The organism is Micromonospora sp. NPDC048040, assembly GCF_055587185.1.
On record NZ_JBVJGT010000016.1, the window covers coordinates 23,791 to 45,810 of the forward strand.

The 22,020-nt window shown below is 73.3% G+C and carries 23 protein-coding genes; 17 read left to right on the forward strand and 6 right to left on the reverse strand.

Annotated elements, in window-relative coordinates:
• Nucleotides 1–292: 292 nt before the first annotated feature.
• The 3 genes from ACZ6O2_RS17735 to ACZ6O2_RS17745 all read right to left on the reverse strand — a co-directional run bounded on the left by ACZ6O2_RS17735 (nucleotide 293) and on the right by ACZ6O2_RS17745 (nucleotide 3,535).
• The gene (locus tag ACZ6O2_RS17735) at nucleotides 293–979 is read right to left on the reverse strand and encodes a response regulator transcription factor (protein WP_350704288.1); all 687 of its coding nucleotides are present in this window, start codon (nucleotides 977–979) and stop codon (nucleotides 293–295) included.
• A gap of 83 nt (nucleotides 980–1,062) precedes the next feature.
• Nucleotides 1,063–2,259: a sensor histidine kinase gene (locus tag ACZ6O2_RS17740; protein ID WP_466023560.1), complete on the reverse strand. Its 1,197-nt coding sequence runs from the start codon at nucleotides 2,257–2,259 to the stop codon at nucleotides 1,063–1,065.
• 364 nt (nucleotides 2,260–2,623) lie between these two features.
• Nucleotides 2,624–3,535 carry a RecB family exonuclease gene (locus ACZ6O2_RS17745; protein ID WP_350704284.1) on the reverse strand — a complete coding sequence of 304 codons (912 nt, stop codon included), beginning with the start codon at nucleotides 3,533–3,535 and terminating at the stop codon, nucleotides 2,624–2,626.
• Between the two features lie 82 nt (nucleotides 3,536–3,617).
• Here ACZ6O2_RS17745 and ACZ6O2_RS17750 point away from each other — a divergent pair, with 82 nt between their 5' ends.
• The 3 genes from ACZ6O2_RS17750 (at nucleotide 3,618) to ACZ6O2_RS17760 (ending at nucleotide 6,439) form a co-directional block, all read left to right on the forward strand.
• Nucleotides 3,618–4,769, forward strand: a complete 1,152-nt coding sequence (locus ACZ6O2_RS17750) for a M50 family metallopeptidase (protein WP_466023561.1) — start codon at nucleotides 3,618–3,620, stop codon at nucleotides 4,767–4,769.
• The gene (locus tag ACZ6O2_RS17755) at nucleotides 4,766–5,785 is read left to right on the forward strand and encodes a tRNA (adenine-N1)-methyltransferase (protein WP_466023562.1); all 1,020 of its coding nucleotides are present in this window, start codon (nucleotides 4,766–4,768) and stop codon (nucleotides 5,783–5,785) included. The genes ACZ6O2_RS17750 and ACZ6O2_RS17755 overlap by 4 nt, the downstream gene beginning before the upstream one ends.
• Nucleotides 5,786–5,866: 81 nt before the next feature.
• Nucleotides 5,867–6,439 (forward strand): hypothetical protein, encoded by a 573-nt coding sequence (locus ACZ6O2_RS17760; protein WP_466023563.1) that lies wholly within the window; start codon nucleotides 5,867–5,869, stop codon nucleotides 6,437–6,439.
• A 52-nt stretch (nucleotides 6,440–6,491) separates the two neighbouring features.
• Here the strand turns inward: ACZ6O2_RS17760 and ACZ6O2_RS17765 are convergent, their stop codons facing one another.
• Nucleotides 6,492–6,788, reverse strand: a complete 297-nt coding sequence (locus tag ACZ6O2_RS17765) for a ferredoxin (protein ID WP_350685639.1) — start codon at nucleotides 6,786–6,788, stop codon at nucleotides 6,492–6,494.
• A gap of 177 nt (nucleotides 6,789–6,965) precedes the next feature.
• Between ACZ6O2_RS17765 and arc the strand changes: the two genes are divergently transcribed.
• The 9 genes from arc (at nucleotide 6,966) to ACZ6O2_RS17810 (ending at nucleotide 15,797) form a co-directional block, all read left to right on the forward strand.
• Nucleotides 6,966–8,747 (forward strand): proteasome ATPase, encoded by a 1,782-nt coding sequence (arc, locus tag ACZ6O2_RS17770; RefSeq protein ID WP_350685640.1) that lies wholly within the window; start codon nucleotides 6,966–6,968, stop codon nucleotides 8,745–8,747.
• 177 nt (nucleotides 8,748–8,924) lie between these two features.
• Entirely contained in the window at nucleotides 8,925–10,442 is a 1,518-nt protein-coding gene (dop, locus tag ACZ6O2_RS17775; RefSeq protein ID WP_350704279.1) for a depupylase/deamidase Dop, read from the forward strand.
• A gap of 104 nt (nucleotides 10,443–10,546) precedes the next feature.
• On the forward strand, nucleotides 10,547–10,762 hold the full coding sequence (locus ACZ6O2_RS17780; RefSeq protein ID WP_067366797.1) for a ubiquitin-like protein Pup: 216 nt from the start codon (nucleotides 10,547–10,549) through the stop codon (nucleotides 10,760–10,762).
• Nucleotides 10,763–10,783: 21 nt separating this feature from the next.
• Nucleotides 10,784–11,470: an endonuclease VII domain-containing protein gene (locus ACZ6O2_RS17785; RefSeq protein ID WP_466023564.1), complete on the forward strand. Its 687-nt coding sequence runs from the start codon at nucleotides 10,784–10,786 to the stop codon at nucleotides 11,468–11,470.
• Nucleotides 11,389–12,228 (forward strand): proteasome subunit beta, encoded by an 840-nt coding sequence (gene prcB, locus ACZ6O2_RS17790; RefSeq protein ID WP_350704275.1) that lies wholly within the window; start codon nucleotides 11,389–11,391, stop codon nucleotides 12,226–12,228. The genes ACZ6O2_RS17785 and prcB overlap by 82 nt, the downstream gene beginning before the upstream one ends.
• 62 nt (nucleotides 12,229–12,290) lie before the next feature.
• Entirely contained in the window at nucleotides 12,291–13,121 is an 831-nt protein-coding gene (prcA, locus tag ACZ6O2_RS17795; protein WP_466023565.1) for a proteasome subunit alpha, read from the forward strand.
• A gap of 351 nt (nucleotides 13,122–13,472) precedes the next feature.
• Nucleotides 13,473–14,831, forward strand: coding sequence for a Pup--protein ligase (gene pafA / locus ACZ6O2_RS17800; RefSeq protein WP_350685647.1), 1,359 nt, complete (start codon nucleotides 13,473–13,475; stop codon nucleotides 14,829–14,831).
• A gap of 69 nt (nucleotides 14,832–14,900) precedes the next feature.
• Complete coding sequence (locus tag ACZ6O2_RS17805) at nucleotides 14,901–15,086, forward strand: hypothetical protein (RefSeq protein ID WP_350704269.1); 186 nt, start codon at nucleotides 14,901–14,903, stop codon at nucleotides 15,084–15,086.
• A 162-nt stretch (nucleotides 15,087–15,248) separates the two neighbouring features.
• Nucleotides 15,249–15,797, forward strand: coding sequence for a carboxymuconolactone decarboxylase family protein (locus ACZ6O2_RS17810; RefSeq protein ID WP_363702061.1), 549 nt, complete (start codon nucleotides 15,249–15,251; stop codon nucleotides 15,795–15,797).
• A 54-nt stretch (nucleotides 15,798–15,851) separates the two neighbouring features.
• Here ACZ6O2_RS17810 and ACZ6O2_RS17815 read toward each other — a convergent pair whose 3' ends face one another.
• The gene (locus tag ACZ6O2_RS17815) at nucleotides 15,852–16,937 is read right to left on the reverse strand and encodes a DUF3866 family protein (RefSeq protein WP_466023566.1); all 1,086 of its coding nucleotides are present in this window, start codon (nucleotides 16,935–16,937) and stop codon (nucleotides 15,852–15,854) included.
• Between the two features lie 140 nt (nucleotides 16,938–17,077).
• Nucleotides 17,078–18,040 carry a cation diffusion facilitator family transporter gene (locus ACZ6O2_RS17820; protein WP_350704265.1) on the reverse strand — a complete coding sequence of 321 codons (963 nt, stop codon included), beginning with the start codon at nucleotides 18,038–18,040 and terminating at the stop codon, nucleotides 17,078–17,080.
• A 123-nt stretch (nucleotides 18,041–18,163) separates the two neighbouring features.
• Between ACZ6O2_RS17820 and ACZ6O2_RS17825 the strand changes: the two genes are divergently transcribed.
• The 5 genes from ACZ6O2_RS17825 (at nucleotide 18,164) to tatC (ending at nucleotide 21,936) form a co-directional block, all read left to right on the forward strand.
• Complete coding sequence (locus ACZ6O2_RS17825) at nucleotides 18,164–19,162, forward strand: helix-turn-helix transcriptional regulator (protein WP_350704263.1); 999 nt, start codon at nucleotides 18,164–18,166, stop codon at nucleotides 19,160–19,162.
• Nucleotides 19,159–20,223 (forward strand): helix-turn-helix transcriptional regulator, encoded by a 1,065-nt coding sequence (locus tag ACZ6O2_RS17830; RefSeq protein WP_466023567.1) that lies wholly within the window; start codon nucleotides 19,159–19,161, stop codon nucleotides 20,221–20,223. Before ACZ6O2_RS17825 ends, ACZ6O2_RS17830 begins: the two co-directional genes overlap by 4 nt.
• 10 nt (nucleotides 20,224–20,233) lie before the next feature.
• Nucleotides 20,234–20,482 (forward strand): hypothetical protein, encoded by a 249-nt coding sequence (locus tag ACZ6O2_RS17835; RefSeq protein WP_357456897.1) that lies wholly within the window; start codon nucleotides 20,234–20,236, stop codon nucleotides 20,480–20,482.
• Between the two features lie 198 nt (nucleotides 20,483–20,680).
• Nucleotides 20,681–20,968 carry a Sec-independent protein translocase subunit TatA gene (tatA, locus tag ACZ6O2_RS17840; protein WP_357456895.1) on the forward strand — a complete coding sequence of 96 codons (288 nt, stop codon included), beginning with the start codon at nucleotides 20,681–20,683 and terminating at the stop codon, nucleotides 20,966–20,968.
• Between the two features lie 17 nt (nucleotides 20,969–20,985).
• Nucleotides 20,986–21,936, forward strand: a complete 951-nt coding sequence (gene tatC, locus ACZ6O2_RS17845; RefSeq protein WP_363701985.1) for a twin-arginine translocase subunit TatC — start codon at nucleotides 20,986–20,988, stop codon at nucleotides 21,934–21,936.
• Nucleotides 21,937–22,020 lie beyond the last annotated feature (84 nt).

The window sequence follows — 22,020 nt, forward strand, 5'->3', positions numbered from 1 at the left end:
GCGCGGCAGTTTCATCATCGGTGCTCGTCGGCGCCGATCCGTCCGACTCCGGGCGGAGCCGGTGCCTATTTCGCGGTGCGGGTGCCCCCGACCCTGGCTCAGGGTTGCCCCTGACCCGGCGCCCGGTCGAGCGCGTTCCCGCCCGTCGGGGACCGATCCTGCACAGTGACGCCACGTCAGGGTCAACCGCGCCGCGCCATCTCCGGTCACGGTAGGTGACGACGGCAACGGCCCCCTCCCGGCCGCGGGGAATCTTCGGGTACGCCTGCGGAAACAGCCAGGGCGGGCGCCACTACGCTCGGGGGCGCACCAGACCCGACTCGTACGCCAGCACCACGGCCTGCACCCGGTCGCGCAGCCCCAGCTTGGTGAGCACGTGCCCCACGTGGGTCTTGATGGTGGTCTCGCTGACCGTCAGCGCACGGGCGATCTCGGCGTTGGACAGCCCCCGGGCCACCTGCACCAGCACCTCGCGTTCCCGCTCCGTCAGCGCGCCGAGGCCCTTGGGCGGGGCCGCCGCCGGGTCCGGCAGCACGTCGGCGAAGCGGTCCAGCAGCCGCTTGAGGATCCGGGGCGCCACCACCGCGTCCCCGGCCGCCACCGTGCGGATCGCGGTAACCAGGTCCTCCGCCGGCACGTCCTTGGCCAGGAAGCCACTCGCCCCGGCCCGCAGCGCCCCCACCACGTACTCGTCCAGGTCGAAGGTGGTCAGGATCAGCACCCGCACCGGCAGCCGGGCGTCGACGATCGCCCGGGTCGCCGCGACACCGTCCATCCGCGGCATCCGGATGTCCATCAGCACCACGTCGGGCAGCAGCCGGCGCGACAGGTCCACCGCCTCGACGCCGTCCGCGGCCTCGGCCACGATGTCCAGGTCGTCCTCCGTGCCGAGCACCATCCGGAAGCCGGTACGCAGCAACGGCTGGTCGTCGGCGAGCAGGATGCGCACCGGCCGCGCCGGCACCGTCGCCTCGGTCACCTGATCCCCCGTCCCTGATCCCCGGTCACGCCGTCCCCCGTCCCGCGGCCCGGCCGCAATTCTCCCGTACGCCCCCGAGCCGGTCATGCCGCCACCGCGCCACGGCCTTCCACCGGGATCCGCGCGGAAACCCGGAAGCCGCCGCCGGGGCGTGCCCCGGTGCGTAGGACCCCACCGTAGAGGGCGACCCGTTCGCGCATCCCGACCAGGCCGTGCCCGATCCGGTCGCCACCCGGCCCCGGGCCGCGCCCGGTGTCGGCCACCTCGACGCCGACCGCGCCCTCGTCGAAGGTCAGCCGCACCTCCGCCGTGGCCGCGCCGGCGTGCTTGAGCGCGTTGGTCAGCGCCTCCTGGGCGATCCGGTAGAGGGTCAGGGCCACCCCCTCCTCCAGCGCCCCCGGGGTGCCCTCGACCCGCAGCGTCACCGGCAGGCCGGCCTCGCGCACCTGGTCGACCAGGGCCTCGATGCCGGCGAGCCCCGGCTGCGGGGCCAGGTCGGCGGCCGGCTCGGCGTCGGTACGCAGCACGTCCAGCAGCCGGCGCAGCTCCCGCAGGGTGGCCCGGCTGGTCGCCTCGATGGTGGCGATCGCCTCGTCGGCCGCGTCCGGGTCCTTCGGCAGCACCCGGCGGGCGCCGGTGGCCAGCACCCCCATCACGCTGACGTGGTGCGCGACGACGTCGTGCAGCTCCCGGGCGATGCGGCGGCGCTCGTCGGCGACCGCCTGCTCGGCGAGTGACCGCTGGTTCTCCTCGGCGGCCCGGGCCCGCTCCCGCAGCGCCTCCGTGGCGGCCCGGCGCCCGTGCACGGCCCGGCCCACCGAGTACGACACCGCCCCGATCAGCAGGGTGTTCAACGCCAGGTACGCGGAGCTGACGCCCTCCACCACCCCGGCGGGCGGGGCGACGGTGTTCACCACCGCGACCGGCAGCCAGAGCGCCAGCGTCGCCGTGACCGCCGTCCGGAGCGGCCGGGTGGCGGCCACCGTGTAGGTGAGCACCATGAAGGTCAGGCCCTGCGCGGTCGGCGCGAAGCCGTGCAGGAGGGGCAACGCCAGCGTCGCCACGGCCGCGGCGACGGCGGGCCACGGCGCGACCCGGCGCAGGGCCACCGGCGCGGCGCAGACCGGGCTCCAGGCCAGCGCCGCCAGCAGGTGCGGCGGCCAGTACTCGCGGGGGGTGAGGCTGGTGAGCACCACCTCCGTCGCGACGAGCCCGACGGCGAGGAGAGCGTCCGCGGCGAGCGGGTGCCGGCGCAGCCACGCCTTCGGGCCCGAAGTCATACCGCGACGCTAGCCGCCGCCACGCCGGATTGATCGTCGCCGACGGTGAGCCCGGCCTCATCCCTGAGGAGGAGAATGCCTCCACCGCGCCAGGGCCCGACCGCCGGCTCCCCGGGCCGGGCATCCGGGTGGCTCGCCGTCGCTCGCGCCCGCCGGCTCCCCGGCCGGGGCATCCGGGCGGCTCGTTGGCCCTCGCGCCGGCCGGCTCCCCGGGCCGTGCGCCCGGTGGTTCGCCGGCCCGCGCGCCCGGTGGTTCGCCGGCCCGCGCGTCCGGTCGCTCACCGGTCCGTGTGGTCGCTGCGCCACCGGTCGACCGTGGGCATCCCGTTGACGACGTGGGGCCGCGGTCGCGCGCGGGGCGGCGTCACTCGTCGGCGCCGGGGGCCGCCGGGCGGGACCGGGCGTCGCGCAGCGGATCCGTCGCCACCTGCGCCGGGAACGGCGGCGGGGTGCCGCCGAAGCTCGGGCAGAGGGCCTGATGGCTGCACCAGTCGCAGAGCCGGCTCGGCCGGGGACGGAAATCCTGGCGGGCGGTCGCCTGCTCGATCGCCTGCCACAGGGCCACCACCGTGCGCTCGAAGCGGAGCAGCTCCTCGGCGTCCGGGGCGTAGTCGCAGACCTCCGCGTCCTTGAGGTAGAGCAGCCGCAGCACCCGGGGGACCACGCCCCGGGTGCGCCACAGCACCAGCGCGTAGAACTTGAGCTGGAACAGCGCCCGCGCCTCGAACGCCTCCCGTGGCGCGCCGCCGGTCTTGTAGTCGACCACCCGCAGCGCGCCGTCCGGCGCCACGTCGAGCCGGTCGAGATAGCCCCGGATCAGCAGCTCCTCGTCGACCACCGCCGAGATCAGGCTCTCCCGCTCGGCCGGCTCCAGCCGGCGCGGGTCCTCCACCGCGAAGTAGCCCTCCAGCAGCGCGGCGGCCGAGCGGAGGAACTCGGCCGCGGCCGGCGTGTCGCCGTCGGCGAACAGCCCCGCCAGCTCCGGCTGCTCGGTGACCAGCCGGTCCCACTGCGGGGCCACCAGGTCGCCCGCCGCCGTCGGGGTGCGCCCGCCGGCGGGCAGGTCGAACAGCCGCTCCAGCACGGCGTGCACGAGCGTGCCCCGGGCCTGCTCGACGGTCGGCCGCTCCGGCAGCCGGTCGATGCTGCGGAACCGGTAGAGCAGCGGGCAGGTCTTGAAATCCGCCGCCCGCGACGGCGACAACGAGGCCCGCACCGTCGCCGGTATCTCGGCCGGGGTCGCGGGCTGCTGCGTGGTCACCGGTTCCGCCGTCATGCCCGGAAGGTTAGGGCACCGGTGTGACACCTCCGCCGTCGCCGCTCCGGTGCATGATCTCTCGCCGCGTAGCATCGGTCCGATGGAGCAGACGAGGCAACCGCGGCGCCGGCCCGACCCGCGGCCCGGCCTGACCGTGGGCCGGGTCTTCGGGGTGCCGCTGCACCTCAACGGCTCGATGGTGCTGCTCACCCTGCTGGTGACCGTGCTGTACGCGGAGTTCGCCCGCCGCCAGCTCGACCTGTCCCAGCTCGCCGGCTACCTGATCGGCTTCGGCTTCGTGGTCTCCCTGCTCGGCTCGGTGCTCCTGCACGAGCTCGGCCACGCCCTGACCGCCCGCCGGTACGGCATCGGTGTGCGCGGCATCACCCTGGAGCTGCTCGGCGGCTACACCGAGATGGACCGCGACGCCCCGTCTCCCCGCGTCGACCTGCTGGTGTCGCTCGCCGGTCCCGCCGTCTCCGCCGTGCTCGGCGCGGTCGCCGTCGCCGCCACCCTCGCCCTGCCCGACCGCACCCTGGCCAACCAGCTCGCGTTCCAGCTGGCGGTGAGCAACGTCATCGTCGCGCTGTTCAACATCCTGCCGGGGCTGCCGCTCGACGGCGGCCGGGCGCTGCGGGCGGCGGTCTGGGCGGTGACCCACGACCGGCACCGGGGCACCGAGGTCGCCGGGTGGGTGGGGCGCGCCGTCGCCGTCGGCACCGCCGCGCTGGTCACCCTGTTCACCCTCACCGGCGACCTGGCGCCGCTGGCGCTGCCGCTGATGCTGCTCGTCGCGTTCACCCTCTGGCGCGGCGCCGGACAGTCGATCCGGATGGCGCGGATCAGCCGCCGCTTCCCGCTGATCGACCTGTCCCGGCTGTCCCGGCCGGTGCTCGCCGTGCCCACCGGCACGCCGCTGGCCGAGGCGCAGCGCCGGGCCGCCGGCGCCACGCCGGGCGCCGCGCTCCTGGTCACCGACTCCGCCGGCCGACCGGTCGCCCTGGTCGACCCCACCGCGGCGGAGGCCGTTCCGGCGGAACGCCGCCCCTGGCTGGCCGTCGACGCGGTCGCCCGGTCCCTGGCCGACCTGCCCGCCATGCCGGTCGGGCTCGACGGGGAGCGGGTGATGGAGGCGGTACAGACCCACCCGGGCGCGCAGTACCTGGTGACCTCAGGCGAAGATGTCGTCGGCATCCTGCACATCGCGGATCTGGCTCAGCTCCTCGAACCTCAACGGAAGATGAACACGTGACCGCAACTCCCCCCGCCGCCCCGGCCGACCCGGGCACCCCGGTGCCCGCCGACACCCGGGCGCTGCCCCCCGTGCACCGCGGGCCGTTCCGGCCCGGCGACCGGGTGCAGCTGACCGACCCCAAGGGGCGGATGCACACGGTCACCCTGGAGCCGGGCAAGGCGTTCCACACCCACCGGGGCATCCTGGAGCACGACACCCTGATCGGCCTGCCCGACGGCAGCGTCGTCACCACCTCCGGCGGCGGCACCGCGTTCCTGGCCCTGCGCCCGCTGCTGTCGGACTACGTGCTCTCCATGCCGCGCGGCGCGCAGGTGATCTACCCGAAGGACTCCGCCCAGATCGTCGCCATGGGCGACATCTTCCCGGGCGCCAAGGTCCTGGAGGCCGGGGCCGGCTCCGGAGCGCTGTCCTGCTCGCTGCTGCGCGCCGTCGGCACCGAGGGCGAGCTGCACTCGTTCGAGGTGCGCGACGACTTCGCCCAGATCGCCAAGCGCAACGTCGAGGCGTTCTTCAACGGGCCGCACCCGGCGTGGCACCTGCACGTCGGCGACGTCGCCACCTGCACCGAGACGGGCTTCGACCGGATCATCCTCGACATGCTCACCCCGTGGGAGACCCTCGACATGGTCGAGCGGGCCCTGGTGCCCGGCGGCGTGTTCATCGGTTACGTCGCCACCACCCCGCAGCTGTCCGAGCTGGTCGAGGCGCTGCGCGAGCGCGGCGGCTGGACCGAGCCGCGCGCCTGGGAGTCGCTGGTGCGCGACTGGCACGCCGAAGGGCTGGCGGTCCGCCCGGACCACCGCATGATCGCGCACACCGCGTTCCTGGTGTCCGCGCGTAAGCTCGCTCCGGGCGTCACCGCGCCGCCGCGGCGCCGCAAGCCCAGCAAGGGCGCCGAGGCGTACGCCGAACGCCGGCAGGCGCTGCGCGAGGCGGAGGCGGCCCGGCAGGCCGCAGCCGCGCGGGCCGCCGCGGCGGAGCCGGCAGCGGCCGGGGACACGACGCAGCCGTGACCGTGGGACGGGGCGGCTGGGAGTGAGCGGACGGAACCTGCCGGCCGGTGCGGGCCGGTGGCACGGCTACGGGGAGGTGGCATGAACCGGCCGGGTTTCGGCGGCGGAGACCTGCCGGCGGTGTTCCCGGACTGGTCGCCCTACCAGGACCTCGAATCGGCGGCCCGCGCCTACCTGCGCGACCCCGACGTCGCCCTGGAGGCGCTGGGCGGGGTGCTGCGTGGGGCGTCGGTGCTCGGCTTCACCCTGGAACGCTTCGTCAACGAGGTCAACGGGGTGTGGCAGGAGGTCGTGGTCTGCGACGGCAGCCGGCTCGTCCTCTGGCACGGCGAGGACGTGCCGCCGGGGGAGGGGCCGCCCGGGTCGATGACGTCCTCGCTGCGCGTGGTGCCGGTCTCCACCGTCACCGAGGTCGGCTGCCGGCGGCGGCTCACCCGCGACGACGACGGCGGGATCCGGGTCGACAGCATCGACGTCTACCTGCTGCTGACCTCGCTCGACGAGGCGCCGCCCAGCGACGAGGCGGTGGGCGCGCCCCGGCACGACGCGCTGCGTTTCGGCAAGACCCTCGACGACGGGGGCGCCGGGCAGATCGCCCGGCTGGAGGAGTTCGCCCGCCTGGTCGCCTCGGTGGTCGGCCGCCCGATGCTCTGAGGCGTACGCCCGGCAGCCCTCCCGCCCCCGGCGGCGCGGGAGGGCGGGGCGCTCAGTCCTCCTCGGCCTCCGGGCCGGCGACCTCGACGCCGTCGCTGCCGCGTACGACGTGGATGCACTCGCCCGGGCACTCCTTCGCCGAGTCGATCACCTCGAGGCGCAGGTGCTCGGGCACGTCGACCCGGCTGCCCGGCGCGAGCCGCAGCTCACCGTCGGGGCCCTTGACGTAGGCGAGCCCGTCGACGTCGAACTCGAAGACCTCGGGCGCGTACTGCACGCAGAGCCCGTCGCCCGTGCAGAGATCCTGGTCCACCCAGACCTGCAGCTGGTCGGTCATGACCTCCGCCACGGCGCACCCCCCATGTTCTCCCGTCCCACGCCCCGACGGTACCCGAACGCCCGGACCGGCCCTCGGGGCCACCCTTGGCGATCAAGGTTCGGTGACGAGCGCGTTGCGTGGGACCGAATCGGCCTCATAGCGGCTAGTGTTAGGGCAGAACGTTCAAGCCCCCCGGGGAGGTGGGACGTGGCACGCAGCGACGACGCGGACTCGCGCGCCGCACGGTGGGAGAAGGAGGCCCACGATCTCTCCACGCAGGTCGCGTTCCTTCAAGAGGAACTCGCTCTGGTGCGGCGCAAGTTGACCGAAAGCCCCCGACACGTCCGGCAGCTCGAAGAGCGGCTGGCGGCCACCCAGGCACAGTTGGCGCGGCTGACCGAGAACAACGACCGGCTCGTGAGCACCCTCAAGGAGGCTCGCGCGCAGATCGTGACGCTCAAGGAGGAGATCGACCGCCTCGCGCAGCCACCGAGTGGCTACGGCGTCTTCCTCGCGCGGCACGACGACGGCACGGTGGACGTGTTCACCGGCGGGCGCAAGCTCCGGGTCGCCGTCTCGCCCTCGCTGGACGTCGCCGAGCTGCGGCGCGGCCAGGAGGTCCTGCTCAACGACGCGCTCAACATCGTCGACGCGTTCGGCTACGAGCGGGTCGGCGAGGTGGTCATGCTCAAGGAGATCCTCGCGGGTCCCGACGGCAGCCCGGGCGACCGGGCGCTGGTGGTCTCGCACTCCGACGAGGAGCGGATCGTGCACCTCGCCGAGACCCTGATCGGCTCGCCGATCCGGGCCGGCGACTCGCTCATGATCGAGCCCCGCTCGGCGTACGCCTACGAGCGGATCCCGAAGAGCGAGGTCGAGGAGCTGGTCCTGGAGGAGGTGCCCGACGTCGACTACACCGACATCGGCGGCCTCCACGCCCAGATCGAGCAGATCCGCGACGCGGTGGAGCTGCCCTTCCTGCACGCCGATCTGTTCCGGGAGCACCAGCTCCGCCCGCCGAAGGGCATCCTGCTCTACGGCCCGCCCGGCTGCGGCAAGACGCTGATCGCCAAGGCGGTGGCCAACTCGCTGGCGAAGAAGATCGCCGAGCGGGAGGGCAAGGAGCGGCACACCAGCTTCTTCCTCAACATCAAGGGCCCGGAGCTGCTCAACAAGTACGTCGGCGAGACCGAGCGGCACATCCGGCTGATCTTCCAGCGGGCCCGCGAGAAGGCCGGCGAGGGCACCCCGGTCATCGTGTTCTTCGACGAGATGGACTCGGTGTTCCGGACCCGGGGCTCCGGTGTCTCCTCCGACGTGGAGAACACGATCGTCCCGCAGCTGCTCAGCGAGATCGACGGGGTGGAGGGCCTGGAGAACGTCATCGTCATCGGCGCCTCCAACCGGGAAGACATGATCGACCCGGCGATCCTGCGCCCCGGCCGGCTCGACGTGAAGATCAAGATCGAGCGGCCGGACGCCGAGGCGGCCAAGGACATCTTCTCCAAGTACATCCTCTCCGGGCTGCCCCTGCACCCGGACGACCTGGCCGAGCACGGCGGCGACCCCCAGGCCACCGTCGCGGCCATGATCGACGCGGTCGTGCTGCGGATGTACTCGGAGACCGAGGAGAACCGCTTCCTCGAGGTCACCTACGCCAACGGCGACAAGGAAGTCCTCTACTTCAAGGACTTCAACTCCGGCGCGATGATCCAGAACATCGTCGACCGGGGCAAGAAGATGGCCATCAAGGAGTTCCTCACCTCCGGCCGCAAGGGCCTGCGCCTGCAGCACCTCCTCGACGCCTGCGTCGACGAGTTCCGGGAGAACGAGGACCTGCCCAACACCACCAACCCCGACGACTGGGCCCGCATCTCCGGCAAGAAGGGCGAGCGGATCGTCTACATCCGCACGCTCGTCTCCGGCGGCAAGGGCGCGGAGGCCGGCCGGTCGATAGAGACCGCCAGCAACACCGGTCAGTACCTCTGACCCACACCCGCACGGGGCCCGCGGCGCGACGCGCCGCGGGCCCCGTCCCGTCCGGACCCACCCGTCCCCGTCCGGCCCGCGCCTGCCGCCCCGGTCCGGCGCGCCCCCATCCGCCGCGCGGCCGACTACGCTCGACGTGACGGGGGACCGGGTCGGGCGAGCGAAGCAGGTAGGTCGATGAGCGTAAGACGGATCATGGGCACCGAGGTCGAGTACGGCATCTCCGTGCCCGGCCAGGCCGGCGCCAACCCCATGGTCACCTCCTCCCAGGTGGTCAACGCCTACGGGGCGCGCCCGGAACTCAACCGGGGCGGCCGGGCCCGCTGGGACTACGAGGAGGAGTCGCCGCTGCGGGACGCGCGCGGCTTCACCTACTCCGGCGCCGCGTACGACCCGGCCGAGGCGCTCGCCGACGAGGACCTCGGGCTGGCCAACGTGATACTCACCAACGGCGCGCGGCTCTACGTCGACCACGCCCACCCGGAATACTCCACACCCGAGGTGACCAACCCGCGGGACCTGGTGCGCTGGGACAAGGCGGGGGAGCGGGTGATGGCCGAGGCGGCCCGCCGCGCCGCCACCATCCCCGGCACCCAGCCCATCCACCTCTACAAGAACAACACCGACAACAAGGGCGCCAGCTACGGCTCCCACGAGAACTACCTGATGCGCCGCCAGACGGCCTTCGCCGACATCGTGGCGTACCTGACGCCGTTCTTCGTGACCCGGCAGATCGTCTGCGGCGCCGGCCGCGTCGGCATCGGGCAGGACGGCGGGCAGACCGGTTTCCAGATCTCCCAGCGCGCCGACTTCTTCGAGGTCGAGGTCGGCCTGGAGACCACCCTCAAGCGGCCGATCATCAACACCCGCGACGAGCCGCACGCCGACGCCGACAAGTACCGGCGGCTGCACGTCATCATCGGCGACGCGAACCTGTCGGAGATCTCCACCTACCTCAAGGTCGGCACCACCGCGCTGATCCTCACCATGATCGAGGAGAAGGCGCTCGGCTCCGACCTGGGCATCGCCGACCCGGTCAGCGAGCTGCGCGCGGTCAGCCACGACCCGTCGCTCACCCACCTGATGCGGCTGCGCGACGGGCGGCGACTCACCGCCCTGGACGTGCAGTGGGCGTACTACGAGCGGGTGCGGTCCTTCGTGGACGACCGATACGGCGCCGACGCCGACGAGCAGACCCTGGACGTGCTCGCCCGCTGGGAGAGCGTGCTGGACCGGCTGGGCCGCGACGTCATGCTCTGCGCCGACGAACTGGACTGGGTGGCGAAGCTGCGGCTGCTGGAGGGCTACCGGGAGCGCGAGAAGCTCGGCTGGGGCTCGCACAAGCTCCAGTTGGTCGACCTGCAGTACTCGGACGTCCGCCCGGAGAAGGGCCTCTACCACCGGCTGGTCTCCCGGGGCGCGATGAAGACCCTGCTCGACGACGAGCAGACCCGCACCGCGATGACCGAGCCGCCGGAGGACACCCGCGCCTACTTCCGCGGCCGCTGCCTGGCCCAGTACGCCTCGGAGGTGGTCGCGGCCAGTTGGGACTCGGTCATCTTCGACGTGGGCCGGGAGTCGCTGGTGCGGGTGCCGATGATGGAGCCCGAGCGCGGCACCCGCAAGCACGTCGGCGCGCTCTTCGACCGCTGCCCCAGCGCGAAGGACCTGCTCGAGACCCTCACCGGCGGCTGATCGGCGTGGACGGATTCCCGCCGCGTGCCGAAGCCGGCGCGCGGCGGGCTTTTCGTCGCCTCCGCGAGGTAAGTTGATCGCAGGCGATCGTGGAGGAGGCAGCAATGGCCACTCGTGACAGCGGCGGGCAGTCGCAGTCGGGCAAGTCCCGGCAGGGCGAGGAGATCGAGGACGTCACCACCGAGGCGAACCCGGAGGTCGCCGAGCGGCACGCCGAGATCACCGAGGACGTCGACGACCTGCTCGACGAGATCGACTCCGTCCTGGAGGAGAACGCCGAGGAATTCGTGCGTGGTTACGTACAGAAGGGGGGACAGTGAACATTCCGGGACGAAACGGACATGTCACTTCCTCTTGACGACCGGGACGGCCGACGCCGCTGCCGCGACTGCGGGGAATGGAAGCTGCTCGACGAATTTTGTTCGAGCAGTAAGCGTCCCAGCGGTCGCGGCAGCTACTGCAAGCCGTGCTTCAACCAGCGGTCCAAGGCCAGCTATGCCAAACGGACGCGGGAAACCCGGGGGCGAGAGGTCAAGCCGGTCCGGAAGGTTCCGGATGGGCACCGATACTGCGCTGATTGCGGTTCGGTCAAGCCGCTGGCGGACTTTCCCCGCAACCGGTCGGACAGCACCGGCTACGGCACATACTGCAAGCCGTGCCACAACGTCAGGACCCGAAACACGAAGCAGCGACTCTACGGCGGCAGTCGCGAGTACCACCTGCGGCGGCGTTACGGGATCGGTGAGCAGGAGTTCCAAGAGCTCCTGGCCGAGCAGGGCGGCGTCTGCGCCATCTGCGGCGCGCCGGACCCCCAACATCTGGACCACGATCATCGCACCGGCTGGGTGCGCGGGATATTGTGCTTCAACTGCAACGGTGGTCTCGGCCAGTTCCGTGACGATCAGTCGCGGCTGGCCGGGGCGATCACATATCTGAGAGGAACCACGTGGCAGCGGGTTTTGATCCATCCGGGCGTCTACCAGATGTGTTCACCAACGCGGGGACGTCCTCCTTCACCTCGTTCCTGAGCAAGGTGGCCCCCGAGATGCTGCCCGGCCGACGGCCGCTGCCGCCGGGCATGGCCGCCGACATGGCGCCACACGCGACGACCATCGTGGCCATCTCGGCCGTCGGCGGCGTCGTGATGGCGGGCGACCGGCGGGCCACCATGGGCAACCTGATCGCCCAGCGCGACATCGAGAAGGTGCACCCGGCCGACGCGTACTCCCTGGTGGGCATCGCGGGCACGGCGGGCATCGGCATCGAGCTGATGCGACTGTTCCAGGTGGAGCTGGAGCACTACGAGAAGATCGAGGGCGCGATGCTCTCGCTCGACGGCAAGGCCAACCGGCTCGCCTCGATGATCCGCGGCAACCTGGGCGCCGCCATGCAGGGCCTGGCGGTGATCCCGCTCTTCGCCGGCTTCGACCTGGCCGCGAAGGACCCGGCGCGGGCCGGCCGCATCTTCAGCTTCGACGTCACCGGCGGCCCCTACGAGGAGACCGGCTACGACGCGATCGGCTCCGGTTCGTTGTTCGCCCGCTCCGCGCTGAAGAAGCGCTTCCAGCCGGGTCTCTCCATCGACGAGGCGGTCCGGCTCGCGGTCGAGGCGCTCTACGACGCGGCCGACGACGACACCGCCACCGGCGGGCCGGACCTGATCCGCCGGATCTACCCGGTGGTGATGACGGCGACGGCGGAGGGCACCCACCGGCTCACCGACGAGGAGATGTCGGCGATCGCCGAGAGCGTGGTCTCCGGCCGGATGGAGAACCCGGGCGGTTGATCCGCTCCCGCCCGCACCAGTCAGCAGCCGTCAGCACAGCGCCCTGAAGGAGAACCGCCGCCGTGGCCATGCAGTTCTACGCCTCGCCCGAGCAGATCATGCGCGACCGCTCCGAGCTGGCCCGCAAGGGCATCGCCCGGGGCCGCAGCGCGGTCGTCCTGAGCTACGAGGGCGGGGTGCTCTTCGTCGCCGAGAACCTCTCCAGCGCCCTGCACAAGGTCAGTGAGATCTACGACCGGATCGGCTTCGCCGCCGTCGGTCGCTACAACGAGTTCGAGAACCTGCGCCGCGCCGGCGTGCGGATGGCCGACCTGAACGGCCTGAGCTACGACCGGCGCGACGTCACCGGCCGGGCCCTGGCGAACGCGTTCGCGCAGACCCTGGGCGCCATCTTCACCGAGCAGTCGAAGCCGTTCGAGGTGGAGATCTGCGTGGCCGAGGTCGGCGCCAGCGCCGAGGACGACGAGCTCTACCGGCTCACCTACGACGGCTCCGTCAACGACGAGCCGGGCCGGATGGCGATGGGCGGGCAGGCCGAGGCGATCACCGGCGTGCTGAAGTCCCACCACCGTCCGAACATGTCGCTGGGCGAGGCGGTGCAGGTCGCGGTGCAGGCGCTGGGCAGCGTCGGGGGCGAGGGCGGCGCGTCCCGCACCATCGCCGCGAACCAGCTGGAGGTGGCGGTCCTGGACCGGCGCCGGGTGGGGCGGACGTTCCGCCGCATCACCGGAGCGGCGCTGACCGCCCTGCTGGACGGCGGCAAGGCCGAGGAGCCGGCCGTGCCGGCCCGTCCGGAGACCCCGACCGCGCCGACCGGGGAGGCGGGGAAGCCCACCACGTCGGCCGGCTCGGCGGATCTGGAGGGCCAGCAGCCGGAGGCCCCCGAGGCGTAGCGGAGTCGATCGCGCGGGCGTCGGGGCCGTGGGCCCGGGCGTCCGCGCGGTCGTCGTACGCCCGCAGGTCGACGGTCCGGCCGCGGCGGGCCGGTCCCGACCGACCCGCGTGGATCAACGGGGCCGGACGCCGCCCGCACCGGCGTGACGCCGTCCCTTCGTGCCGGTGCGCCCCGTGCGGCGGCATGGTCCACCTGGGACGCGCCCGGCGGGGCGTACGGCGGGGTCGTGCCCGGGTGACGGTGGGGCCGGCGCGTCGGCGTGGCCCCCGGCGGGCCGGCGGGTGTTTCCGGCGTGAGACGACGTGGTGAGCGCTGCCCATCTGGGGCCTCGGGCGGCTAATGTCTCATCATGGAGCGGCGAATCTTCGGCCTTGAGACCGAGTACGGCGTCACCTGCACCTACCGCGGGCAGCGGCGGCTGTCCCCCGACGAGGTCGCCCGGTACCTCTTCCGCCGAGTGGTGTCCTGGGGCCGGTCGAGCAACGTGTTCCTGCGCAACGGCGCCCGGCTCTACCTCGACGTCGGCTCGCACCCGGAGTACGCCACCCCGGAGTGCGACTCGGTGGTGGACCTGGTCGCGCACGACCGGGCGGGCGAGCGGATCCTGGAGGGGCTGCTGGTCGACGCGGAGAAGCGGTTGCACGACGAGGGCATCGCGGGCGAGATCTACCTGTTCAAGAACAACACCGACTCGGCCGGAAACTCGTACGGCTGCCACGAGAACTACCTGGTCTCCCGGCACGGCGAGTTCGGCCGGCTGGCCGACGTGCTGATTCCGTTCCTGGTCACGCGGCAGTTGATCTGCGGCGCGGGCAAGGTGTTGCAGACGCCGCGCGGGGCGGTCTACTGCCTGTCGCAGCGGGCCGAGCACATCTGGGAGGGCGTCTCGTCGGCGACCACCCGGAGCCGGCCGATCATCAACACGCGGGACGAGCCGCACGCGGACGCGGAGCGCTACCGCCGGCTGCACGTGATCGTCGGCGACTCCAACATGAACGAGGTCACCACGCTGCTCAAGGTCGGCACCGCCGACATCGTGCTGCGGATGATCGAGGCCGGGGTGGTGATGCGGGACCTGACGCTGGAGAACCCGATCCGGGCGATCCGCGAGGTGTCGCACGACATCACGGGCCGGCGTAAGGTGCGGCTGTCGTCCGGCAAGGAGGTCAGCGCGCTGGAGATCCAGCAGGAATATCTGGCGAAGGCGACCGAGTTCGTGGAGCGGCGCGGTGGCGACCAGACCGCCAAGCGGGTGGTGGAGTTGTGGGGTCGGGTGCTGCGCGCGGTGGAGACCGGCGACCTGGAGCCGGTGGCCCGGGAGATCGACTGGGTGACCAAGCTGCGGCTGATCGAGCGCTACCAGCGCAAGCACGACCTGCCGCTGTCGCACCCGCGGGTCGCCCAGATGGATCTCGCCTACCACGACCTGCGTCGGGGCCGGGGCCTCTACGGGCTGCTGGAGCGGCGCGGCGAGGTGGACCGGGTGGCCACCGACCCGGAGATCTTCGAGGCGAAGGAGACTCCGCCGCAGACGACCCGGGCCCGGCTGCGCGGCGAGTTCATCCGGCACGCCCAGGAGAAGCGGCGTGACTTCACCGTCGACTGGGTGCACCTGAAGCTGAACGACCAGGCGCAGCGCACGGTGCTCTGCAAGGATCCGTTCCGGGCGTACGACGAGCGGGTGGAGCGGCTGATCGCCAGCATGTGACGGCGTGGGCCGGCCCGGTGTGGTGGTGACCGCCTGCCGGGTCGGCCGGCCCGGTAGGCTGACCGCGCCATGACGACTTCCGAACCTCCTGACAGCGGCCGGGCGCGGCAGAACTGGGTCGAGCGCCGCCGCGAGAAGATCCGCGCCGAGATCGAGCGCAACCGGCGCGGCGAGTACACGGTGCCGACCTGGGTGCTGGCGCTCGCGCTGGTGCTGATCGTGGGCGCCTGGCTCACCCTGATCTTCATGGCCTGACCGGGCTCCGGTGGCGCTGGTCGTCACGGCCTGACCCGGCCCCGGCGGCACCGCAAGCTCGAAGTGGCCTCGGCCCGGCGGCGCTGGGACGATCGTCCCGTTCGGCGTTGTCGGTCCGTGGACCGGGCACGCCCCGCCGCGGCGGCAAGGGATGGTGACGTCATCGCACACATCGACCTCGGTATCGACGAGCGGGAGCATCCGGGCATCCGGGGCCCGATGCGGTTCCGGCCGGAGACGGCCAAGCCACTCAACGCGCTGGCGGAGGCGCTGCTGCGCGCCCCGCACCCGACGCTGACGCCGGGGGAGCGGGAGCTGATCGCGGCGTACGTGTCGGGGCTGAACGAGTGCCGTTTCTGCTGCGCGACGCACTCCGCCTTCGCGGCGGCGCAGCTCCCCTCCGGCATGCCGCTGGTGGACCGGGTCCTCGTCGATCCGGTGGACGCGGAGGTCAGCGACAAGCTGCGGGCGCTGCTGCGCATCGCCGAGGCCGTGCAGCGCAGCGGCCGGGACGTGACGGTGGACCTGGTGGAGGCCGCCCGGGGTGCCGGCGCGACGGACCTGGAGATCCACGACACGGTCCTGATCGCGGCGGCGTTCTGCATGTACAACCGCTACGTGGACGGGTTGGGCACCCTGGTCCCGGACGACCCGGCGGTGTACGAGAAGGCCGCGGAGCGCATCGTGCGGCAGGGCTACCTGGCGACCTGAAGCCCGCCGCCGGGCACGTCGGTCGTCGGGCGTCCGGGTCGGGCGCGGGCCGGGTCAGGTCAGCAGGCGGGCGGCGTGCCGGCCGGCCGCGGCGGCAGCCAGGAAGTACGCGTGGTCGGCGTCGAGGCCCCGGCCCATGGTGGACAGCGGCACCGGCGTCGCCCGCAGCGCGGCGTCGAGCCCGTCGGTGGGCACCCAGACGACGGTGTGCCGCACCGCGAGGGGGGCCAGCGCGGCGTCCACCTCGCGGGCCAGCGCCGGGTCCAGTCCGTCGGGCACCACCAGTTCGGCGGGGGCGAGGGCCACCCGGCCGTACGCGGTGAGGCTGTGGTGCGACACGCCCCGGTGGCGGGGCCGGGGGTCGGCGTCGGAGATCCGCAGCGACCCGACCGGGCGCCCGCCCAGCGTGGCGACGGCGTTGACGGCCTCGCCGACGGCGACGCCGGAGAATCCCCACCGGGTGCCGGTGCCGAGGTTGCCGGGCCCCTGGGCGACGATCGCCACGTCGGCGCCCAGGACGTGGCGGGCGGCCAGCAGGCCGCTGTGCACGGTGCTCGCCTCCAGGTCGCCGCCGAACGCCTGCCCGACGCTGACCGTGCCGGCGAGGTGGTCGCGCAGCCCGGCGAGGGTGCGGGAGAACCAGGCGGGCAGCGCCCCGCCGTCGGTCAGCACGTACGCCACCCGGGCGTCCGGGGCGTCGGCGTGGATGCCGGCCAGGACCGCCGGCAGCGCGGAGTGCAGGTCGGCGGTGACGACCGGCAGGCCGCCCAGGTCGTCGGCGGCGGCCAGGACCTCGCGGTGCGGGGACGCCTCCTCGTCGACGCCGAGCAGGATCGGCTGCAGCGGGGTGTAGCGGGCCTTGACGAGGTGGCCGGCGTCGCGGGTGTCGAGGGCCTGTGGCGGGTCCGGCGGCAGCCGGTCGGGCAGTGCCACGACCAGGGCGTACCCGCCGGTGCCGAGGCCCATCAGCAGCGCGCCGGCGTTGAGCAGCACCCGGTCGCCGGGTTCGGGTCGGCCGACCAGTTCGGGGTAGGCCAGGGCGCGGACCGTGGCGCCGTCGGGCAGGTCGACGTCGAGTTCCACCGCCCCGGTCCACTGCCGCCGCAGCGCCGTCACCGTTCCGGACCGCCATCGCACCATGCCCGGCACGCTAGCGTCGCCGCCCCGGCCGGCCGCGCCCGGGGGCGGCCGGGCACTGCCGCGGGCGGGGCGGCTGGAGGAGAGCAGGGCGGCCCGGCCCGGGGAGAGCAGGGCGGGGCGGCCGGGCGAGGGCAGGGCGGTCAGCCGGCGGAGTCGTCCGGCCGCCGGGGGTCGCCGCGTGGGGCGCCGGTGGGGTCGAGGAAGACGTACCGGATCTGCGGGTAGCGGGCGGTGAGGCGGCGCTCGGCCTCGTCGGCAACGGCCTCGATGGTCGCGCCGCTCGCCTCGTCGTCGAAGTCCAGCTTCGCGGCGACCAGGACGTCGTCCGGGCCGAGCTGCATGGTCAGCAGCGTGTCGAGTCGGCGCACGGTGGCCAGCCCGGCGAGTTCGCCGGCGATCTCGTGGTGCACCCGCTCCGGCACCGCCCGGCCGACCAGCAGCGAGATGTTGCTGCGGGCCAGGACGGTGGCGACCACGAGCAGCAGTACCCCGATCAGGATGGACGCCAGGCCGTCCCACAGCTCCTCGCCGGTGAGCTGGGACAGGGCCAGCCCGACGGCGGCCAGCACCAACCCGATCAGGGCCGCGGCGTCCTCGAAGAACACCGCCTTGACGGCGGGGTCGGCGGTCAGCCGCAGGAACCGGCGTGGGGTGGTGTGCAACTGCAGGGACTCGGTGCGGATCTGGCGTACGGCGCGGGCCAGCGAGACCGACTCGATGGCGAACGACACGGCCAGCACGACGTACGCGGCCAGGTAGTCGTTCCTGTGCTCGTGCACCAGGATGGTGGTGACGCCGTGGGTGATGGCGAAGCCGGCGCCGGCGACGAACGTGAACACCGCCGCCAGGAAGGCCCAGACGTAGCTCTCCTTTCCGTACCCGAACGGGTGGCGGGCGTCTGCCGGGCGCGCCCCGCGCCGCAGGGCGAGGTAGAGCAGCACCTCGGTGGTGGTGTCGGCGACGGAGTGGACGGCCTCGGAGAGCATCGCCGCCGACCCGGAGATCAGCCCGGCGACCAGCTTGGCGACGGCGATGGCGAGGTTGGCGGCCCCGGCGACCACGACGGTGCCGACGCTCTCCGTCTTGACTTCCGGCCGCGCCACCAGGTCACTGTATGACCGCCGGACGTGCCGTGCGGGCTGACCGGACGCGGGCCGGTGCGACGCGACCCACGTGGTGCCCGCGTGGGTGCACGTGCCCGGAGCGCGGGCTGCTAGCGTCTACCCGTGTCGCGGACCCGCACCGAACGCCTGGTCAACCTGGTGATCTGCCTGCTGTCCACGCGACGGTTCCTGACCGCCGCGCAGATCGCCGCGACCGTGCCCGGCTACGAGCACGATCCGGAGGACGCGCGCGACCACGAGGCGTTCCAGCGCAAGTTCGAGCGGGACAAGGCCGAGCTGCGTGAGCTGGGCGTACCGCTGGAGACCGGGACGGCGAGCGTCTTCGACGCGGAGCCCGGCTACCGGATCGCCCACCGCGAGTACGCGCTGCCGGACATTCCCCTCGAACCGGACGAGGCCGCCGCGGTGGGCATCGCCGCGCGGCTGTGGCAGCACGCCGGGCTGGCCGCCGCCGCCTCCTCCGGGCTGGCGAAGCTGCGCGCCGCCGGCGTCGACGTGGACCCGCAGGCCACGCTGGGCCTGGAGCCGATGGTGACGGTGGACCCGGCGTTCGCGCCGCTCACCGCCGCCGCCCGGGACCGGCGGGAGGTCACCTTCGACTACCGGGTGCCCGACCGCGACGAGCCGAACCGCCGCCGGTTGCAGCCGTGGGGTGTGGTGTGCTGGCGGGGCCGGTGGTACGTGGTCGGCCACGACCTCGACCGCGAGGCGACCCGCTGCTTCCGGCTGTCGCGGGTGGTCGGCGCGGTCCGGGTGACGGGCGCGCCGGGCGGCTACGAGCCGCCGGCCGGTGTCGACCTGATCAGTCACGTGGCCCGCTGGTCGGGGCCGGTGGAGCGCACCGGGCGGGCCACCGTGCTGGCCGCCCCGGGCCGCGCCGCCGGGCTGCGCCGCTGGGCGGTCGGCGTCACCACCGGGCCCGACGGCGACCGGCTCGTCCTGCCGTACGCCGACGTGGACGTCCTCGCCGGTCAGCTCGTCGGCTACGGTCCGGACGTGCGGGTGCTCGACCCGCCCGAGGTGCGGGAGGCGGTCATCCAGCGGCTCAAGGAGATCGCGGCCCGGCACGACGACCTCGCCGTCGTCGGGGGTGCCCGGTGACCCGGCCGGCCGCCCGTGGCGGCTCCCGCGCGTCGGCCGACCGGCTGGCCCGGCTGCTGAACCTGGTGCCCTACCTGCTCGCCCGGCCCGGCATCGAGATCGCCGAGGCCGCCGGTGACCTGGGCGTCACCGAGCGGCAGCTGCGTGAGGACCTGGAGCTGCTGTGGGTGTGCGGGCTGCCCGGCTACGGCCCGGGCGACCTGATCGACATGGCCTTCGACGGCGACCGGGTGACCATCACCTACGACGCCGGCATCGACCGGCCGCTGCGGCTCACCCCCGACGAGGCCCTCGCGCTGGTGGTGGCGCTGCGGATGCTCGCCGAGACGCCCGGGGTGGCCAACCGGGACGCCGTGGAGCGGGCCCTCGCCAAGATCGAGAATGCGGCCGGCGACCTGGTGGCCGCGCCCGTCGAGGTCCGGCTGCCCGCCGACACCCGTCGGGTGCAGGAGCTGCGGGCCGCCGTCGAGAGCGGCCGGGCGCTGCGCATCACCTACTACACGGCGGCGCGGGACGAGAGCACGGACCGCGTCGTCGATCCGCTGCGGATGCTGATGGTCGGTGGCCGGGCGTACGTGGAGGCGTGGTGCCGCCGGGCGGAGGCGGTGCGGCTGTTCCGGGCCGACCGGATCGACGCGGTCACCGAGCTGGACGAGCCGGCGACGGTGCCGCCGCAGGCCCGCCCGCACGACCTCACCGACGGCGTGTTCCGGCCCTCGCCGGACCTGCCGTTGATCACCCTGCGGGTCGGCCGGGGCGAGCGGTGGATCACCGAGTACTACCCGTGCGAGCGCGTCGAGGCCGGCGGCGGCGACCAGTGGCTGGTCTCGCTGCGGGTCACCGACCTGGGCTGGGCCCGCCGCTTCGTGCTGGGGCTGGGGCCGGACGTCGCCGTGGTCGCCCCGGCCGAGCTGGCCGAGCAGGTCCGGGCCGCGGCGACCGCCGCGCTCGACGCGTACGCGACGCCGACCCCGGCCGCGCCCCGGCGCCCGGCGGACGGGTCGGACACGCCGCCGGCGGTGCCCTCGGCCGACCCGGCGGTGACCGCGGGCACCCAGTAGGCTGGCCGCCGTGGTGAAGTGGATCGTGCTCGCGGTGGTGCTGTTCGCGCTCGTCGTGTTGGCCCTGGCCGTCCGGCCGGTGCTGGCGCGGCTGCCCCGGCTGCGCCGCGCGGCCGTCGCCCTGCAACGCCGGGCGACCGAGGCGGAGGCGCTGCGGGACACCGCGGAGGCCCTCCAGCAGCGGGCCGAGGCCCTCCAGCAGCAGCTCGACGTCACCCACCGGCGAGTCGAGCTGATCAAGGCCAAGCGCGGCGGTTGATCGATCGGTGTCGCGTCCCTGCGCGATCCGGTCCGGTACCGCGCAGGAACGATCCGTCTGGGGAGTGTTGACGGGACATCCCGGGTTGGTCAAGACTTCACCGGCCGGGACGAACCCGGCGGGTGGCAACGGCCGTCGGCGCACGTACGATGGCTGCGGTACACCCCTCACGACGACACAGAGCGACTGGAGCTTCCCATGGGTGCCCTCAAGCCGTGGCACATCGCCGTACTCGTGGTCGTGCTGATCCTGCTCTTCGGCGCGAAGCGGCTCCCCGACGCGGCCCGTTCGCTGGGCCGGTCGCTGCGGATCATCAAGGCCGAGACCAAGAGCCTGCACGACGACGACCGCAACCTCGCCGAGAAGGCCGACGCGCAGGCCGGCTACCAGCCGCTCCCGCCGCACGCCGGTCAGCAGGCCCCTCACCAGGCCCCGCCGCAGCAGCAGCCGGTCGTTGACCCGGTGCACCGCGTCCGCGACAACTGACCGAGGGCCCGAACACCGTGGCCTTCGCTCTCCGTAAGCGCGGTCCGAGCAACTTCGAGCGGGCCGCCGACGGCTCGATGACGCTGGTCGAGCACATCCGCGAGCTGCGCAACCGGCTGTTCAAGGCGTCCCTGGCGATCCTGGTCGGGTTCGGTTTCGGCATCTGGCTCGCCGGGCCGGTGCTGAACGTGCTCAAGCGGCCGTACTGTGACCTGCCGCAGGCGCAGACGACGAACGGCGCGTGCGACTTCGTCCAGCTCGGCCCGGCCGACCTGTTCCTGCTGAACCTGAAGATCGGTCTGTGGGTCGGGCTGATCATCGCCGCGCCCGTCTGGCTCTACCAGCTCTGGGCGTTCATCGCGCCGGGCCTGCACCGGCACGAGCGGCGCTACGCGTACGTCTTCACCGGGCTGGCGGCGCCGCTGTTCGCCGCCGGGGCGGTGCTGGCGTACTTCGTGACCGCGAAGGGCCTGGAGTTCCTGCTGGACATCTCCGGCAGCGACATCAACACGACGCTGGACATCACCAGGTACGTCTCGTTCGTGACGAACCTGATCCTGCTGTTCGGGGTGGCGTTCGAGTTCCCGCTGCTGGTGTTGATGCTCAACTTCGTCGGCATCGCCAGCGCGAAGCGGCTGCTGGGCTGGTGGCGGGTGGCGGTCTTCGTCTTCTTCGCCTTCTCCGCGGTGGTCACCCCGACGCCCGACCCGTTCGGGATGACGGCGCTGGCGATCTGCCTCTGCGCGCTCTACTTCGCCGCCGTCGGCGTCGCATACCTCAACGACAAGCGCAAGGGCCGCGGCAAGGAGATCTACGCCGGCATCGACGACGACGAGGTGTCGCCGCTGGAGTTCGAGCCGGAGCCGGTCGAGGCCGGGCAGCGGGTCGACGCCAGCTCCCCGGTCGCTGCCCCGGAGCCGGTCGCCGCGCCGGCGCCGATCGACCGCCGCTACGACGACATGACCTGATCGCGGCTCGACCGCACCACCCGCGTACGACACCAGCCCCCTTCGCCGGGGCTGGTGTCGTTTCGGGCCGGTGTCCGGCGTCGG

Excerpts from the sequence above, each read along its gene's own strand:
- ACZ6O2_RS17740 (WP_466023560.1), bottom strand. The coding sequence starts at position 2,259 with ATGACTTCGGGCCCGAAGGCGTGGCTGCGCCGGCACCCGCTCGCCGCG.
- ACZ6O2_RS17745 (WP_350704284.1), bottom strand. The coding sequence starts at position 3,535 with ATGACGGCGGAACCGGTGACCACGCAGCAGCCCGCGACCCCGGCCGAG.
- ACZ6O2_RS17750 (WP_466023561.1), top strand. The coding sequence starts at position 3,618 with ATGGAGCAGACGAGGCAACCGCGGCGCCGGCCCGACCCGCGGCCCGGC.
- ACZ6O2_RS17760 (WP_466023563.1), top strand. The coding sequence starts at position 5,867 with ATGAACCGGCCGGGTTTCGGCGGCGGAGACCTGCCGGCGGTGTTCCCG.
- dop (WP_350704279.1), top strand. The coding sequence starts at position 8,925 with ATGAGCGTAAGACGGATCATGGGCACCGAGGTCGAGTACGGCATCTCC.
- ACZ6O2_RS17780 (WP_067366797.1), top strand. The coding sequence starts at position 10,547 with ATGGCCACTCGTGACAGCGGCGGGCAGTCGCAGTCGGGCAAGTCCCGG.
- ACZ6O2_RS17785 (WP_466023564.1), top strand. The coding sequence starts at position 10,784 with ATGTCACTTCCTCTTGACGACCGGGACGGCCGACGCCGCTGCCGCGAC.
- pafA (WP_350685647.1), top strand. The coding sequence starts at position 13,473 with ATGGAGCGGCGAATCTTCGGCCTTGAGACCGAGTACGGCGTCACCTGC.
- ACZ6O2_RS17805 (WP_350704269.1), top strand. The coding sequence starts at position 14,901 with ATGACGACTTCCGAACCTCCTGACAGCGGCCGGGCGCGGCAGAACTGG.
- ACZ6O2_RS17815 (WP_466023566.1), bottom strand. The coding sequence starts at position 16,937 with ATGGTGCGATGGCGGTCCGGAACGGTGACGGCGCTGCGGCGGCAGTGG.
- tatA (WP_357456895.1), top strand. The coding sequence starts at position 20,681 with ATGGGTGCCCTCAAGCCGTGGCACATCGCCGTACTCGTGGTCGTGCTG.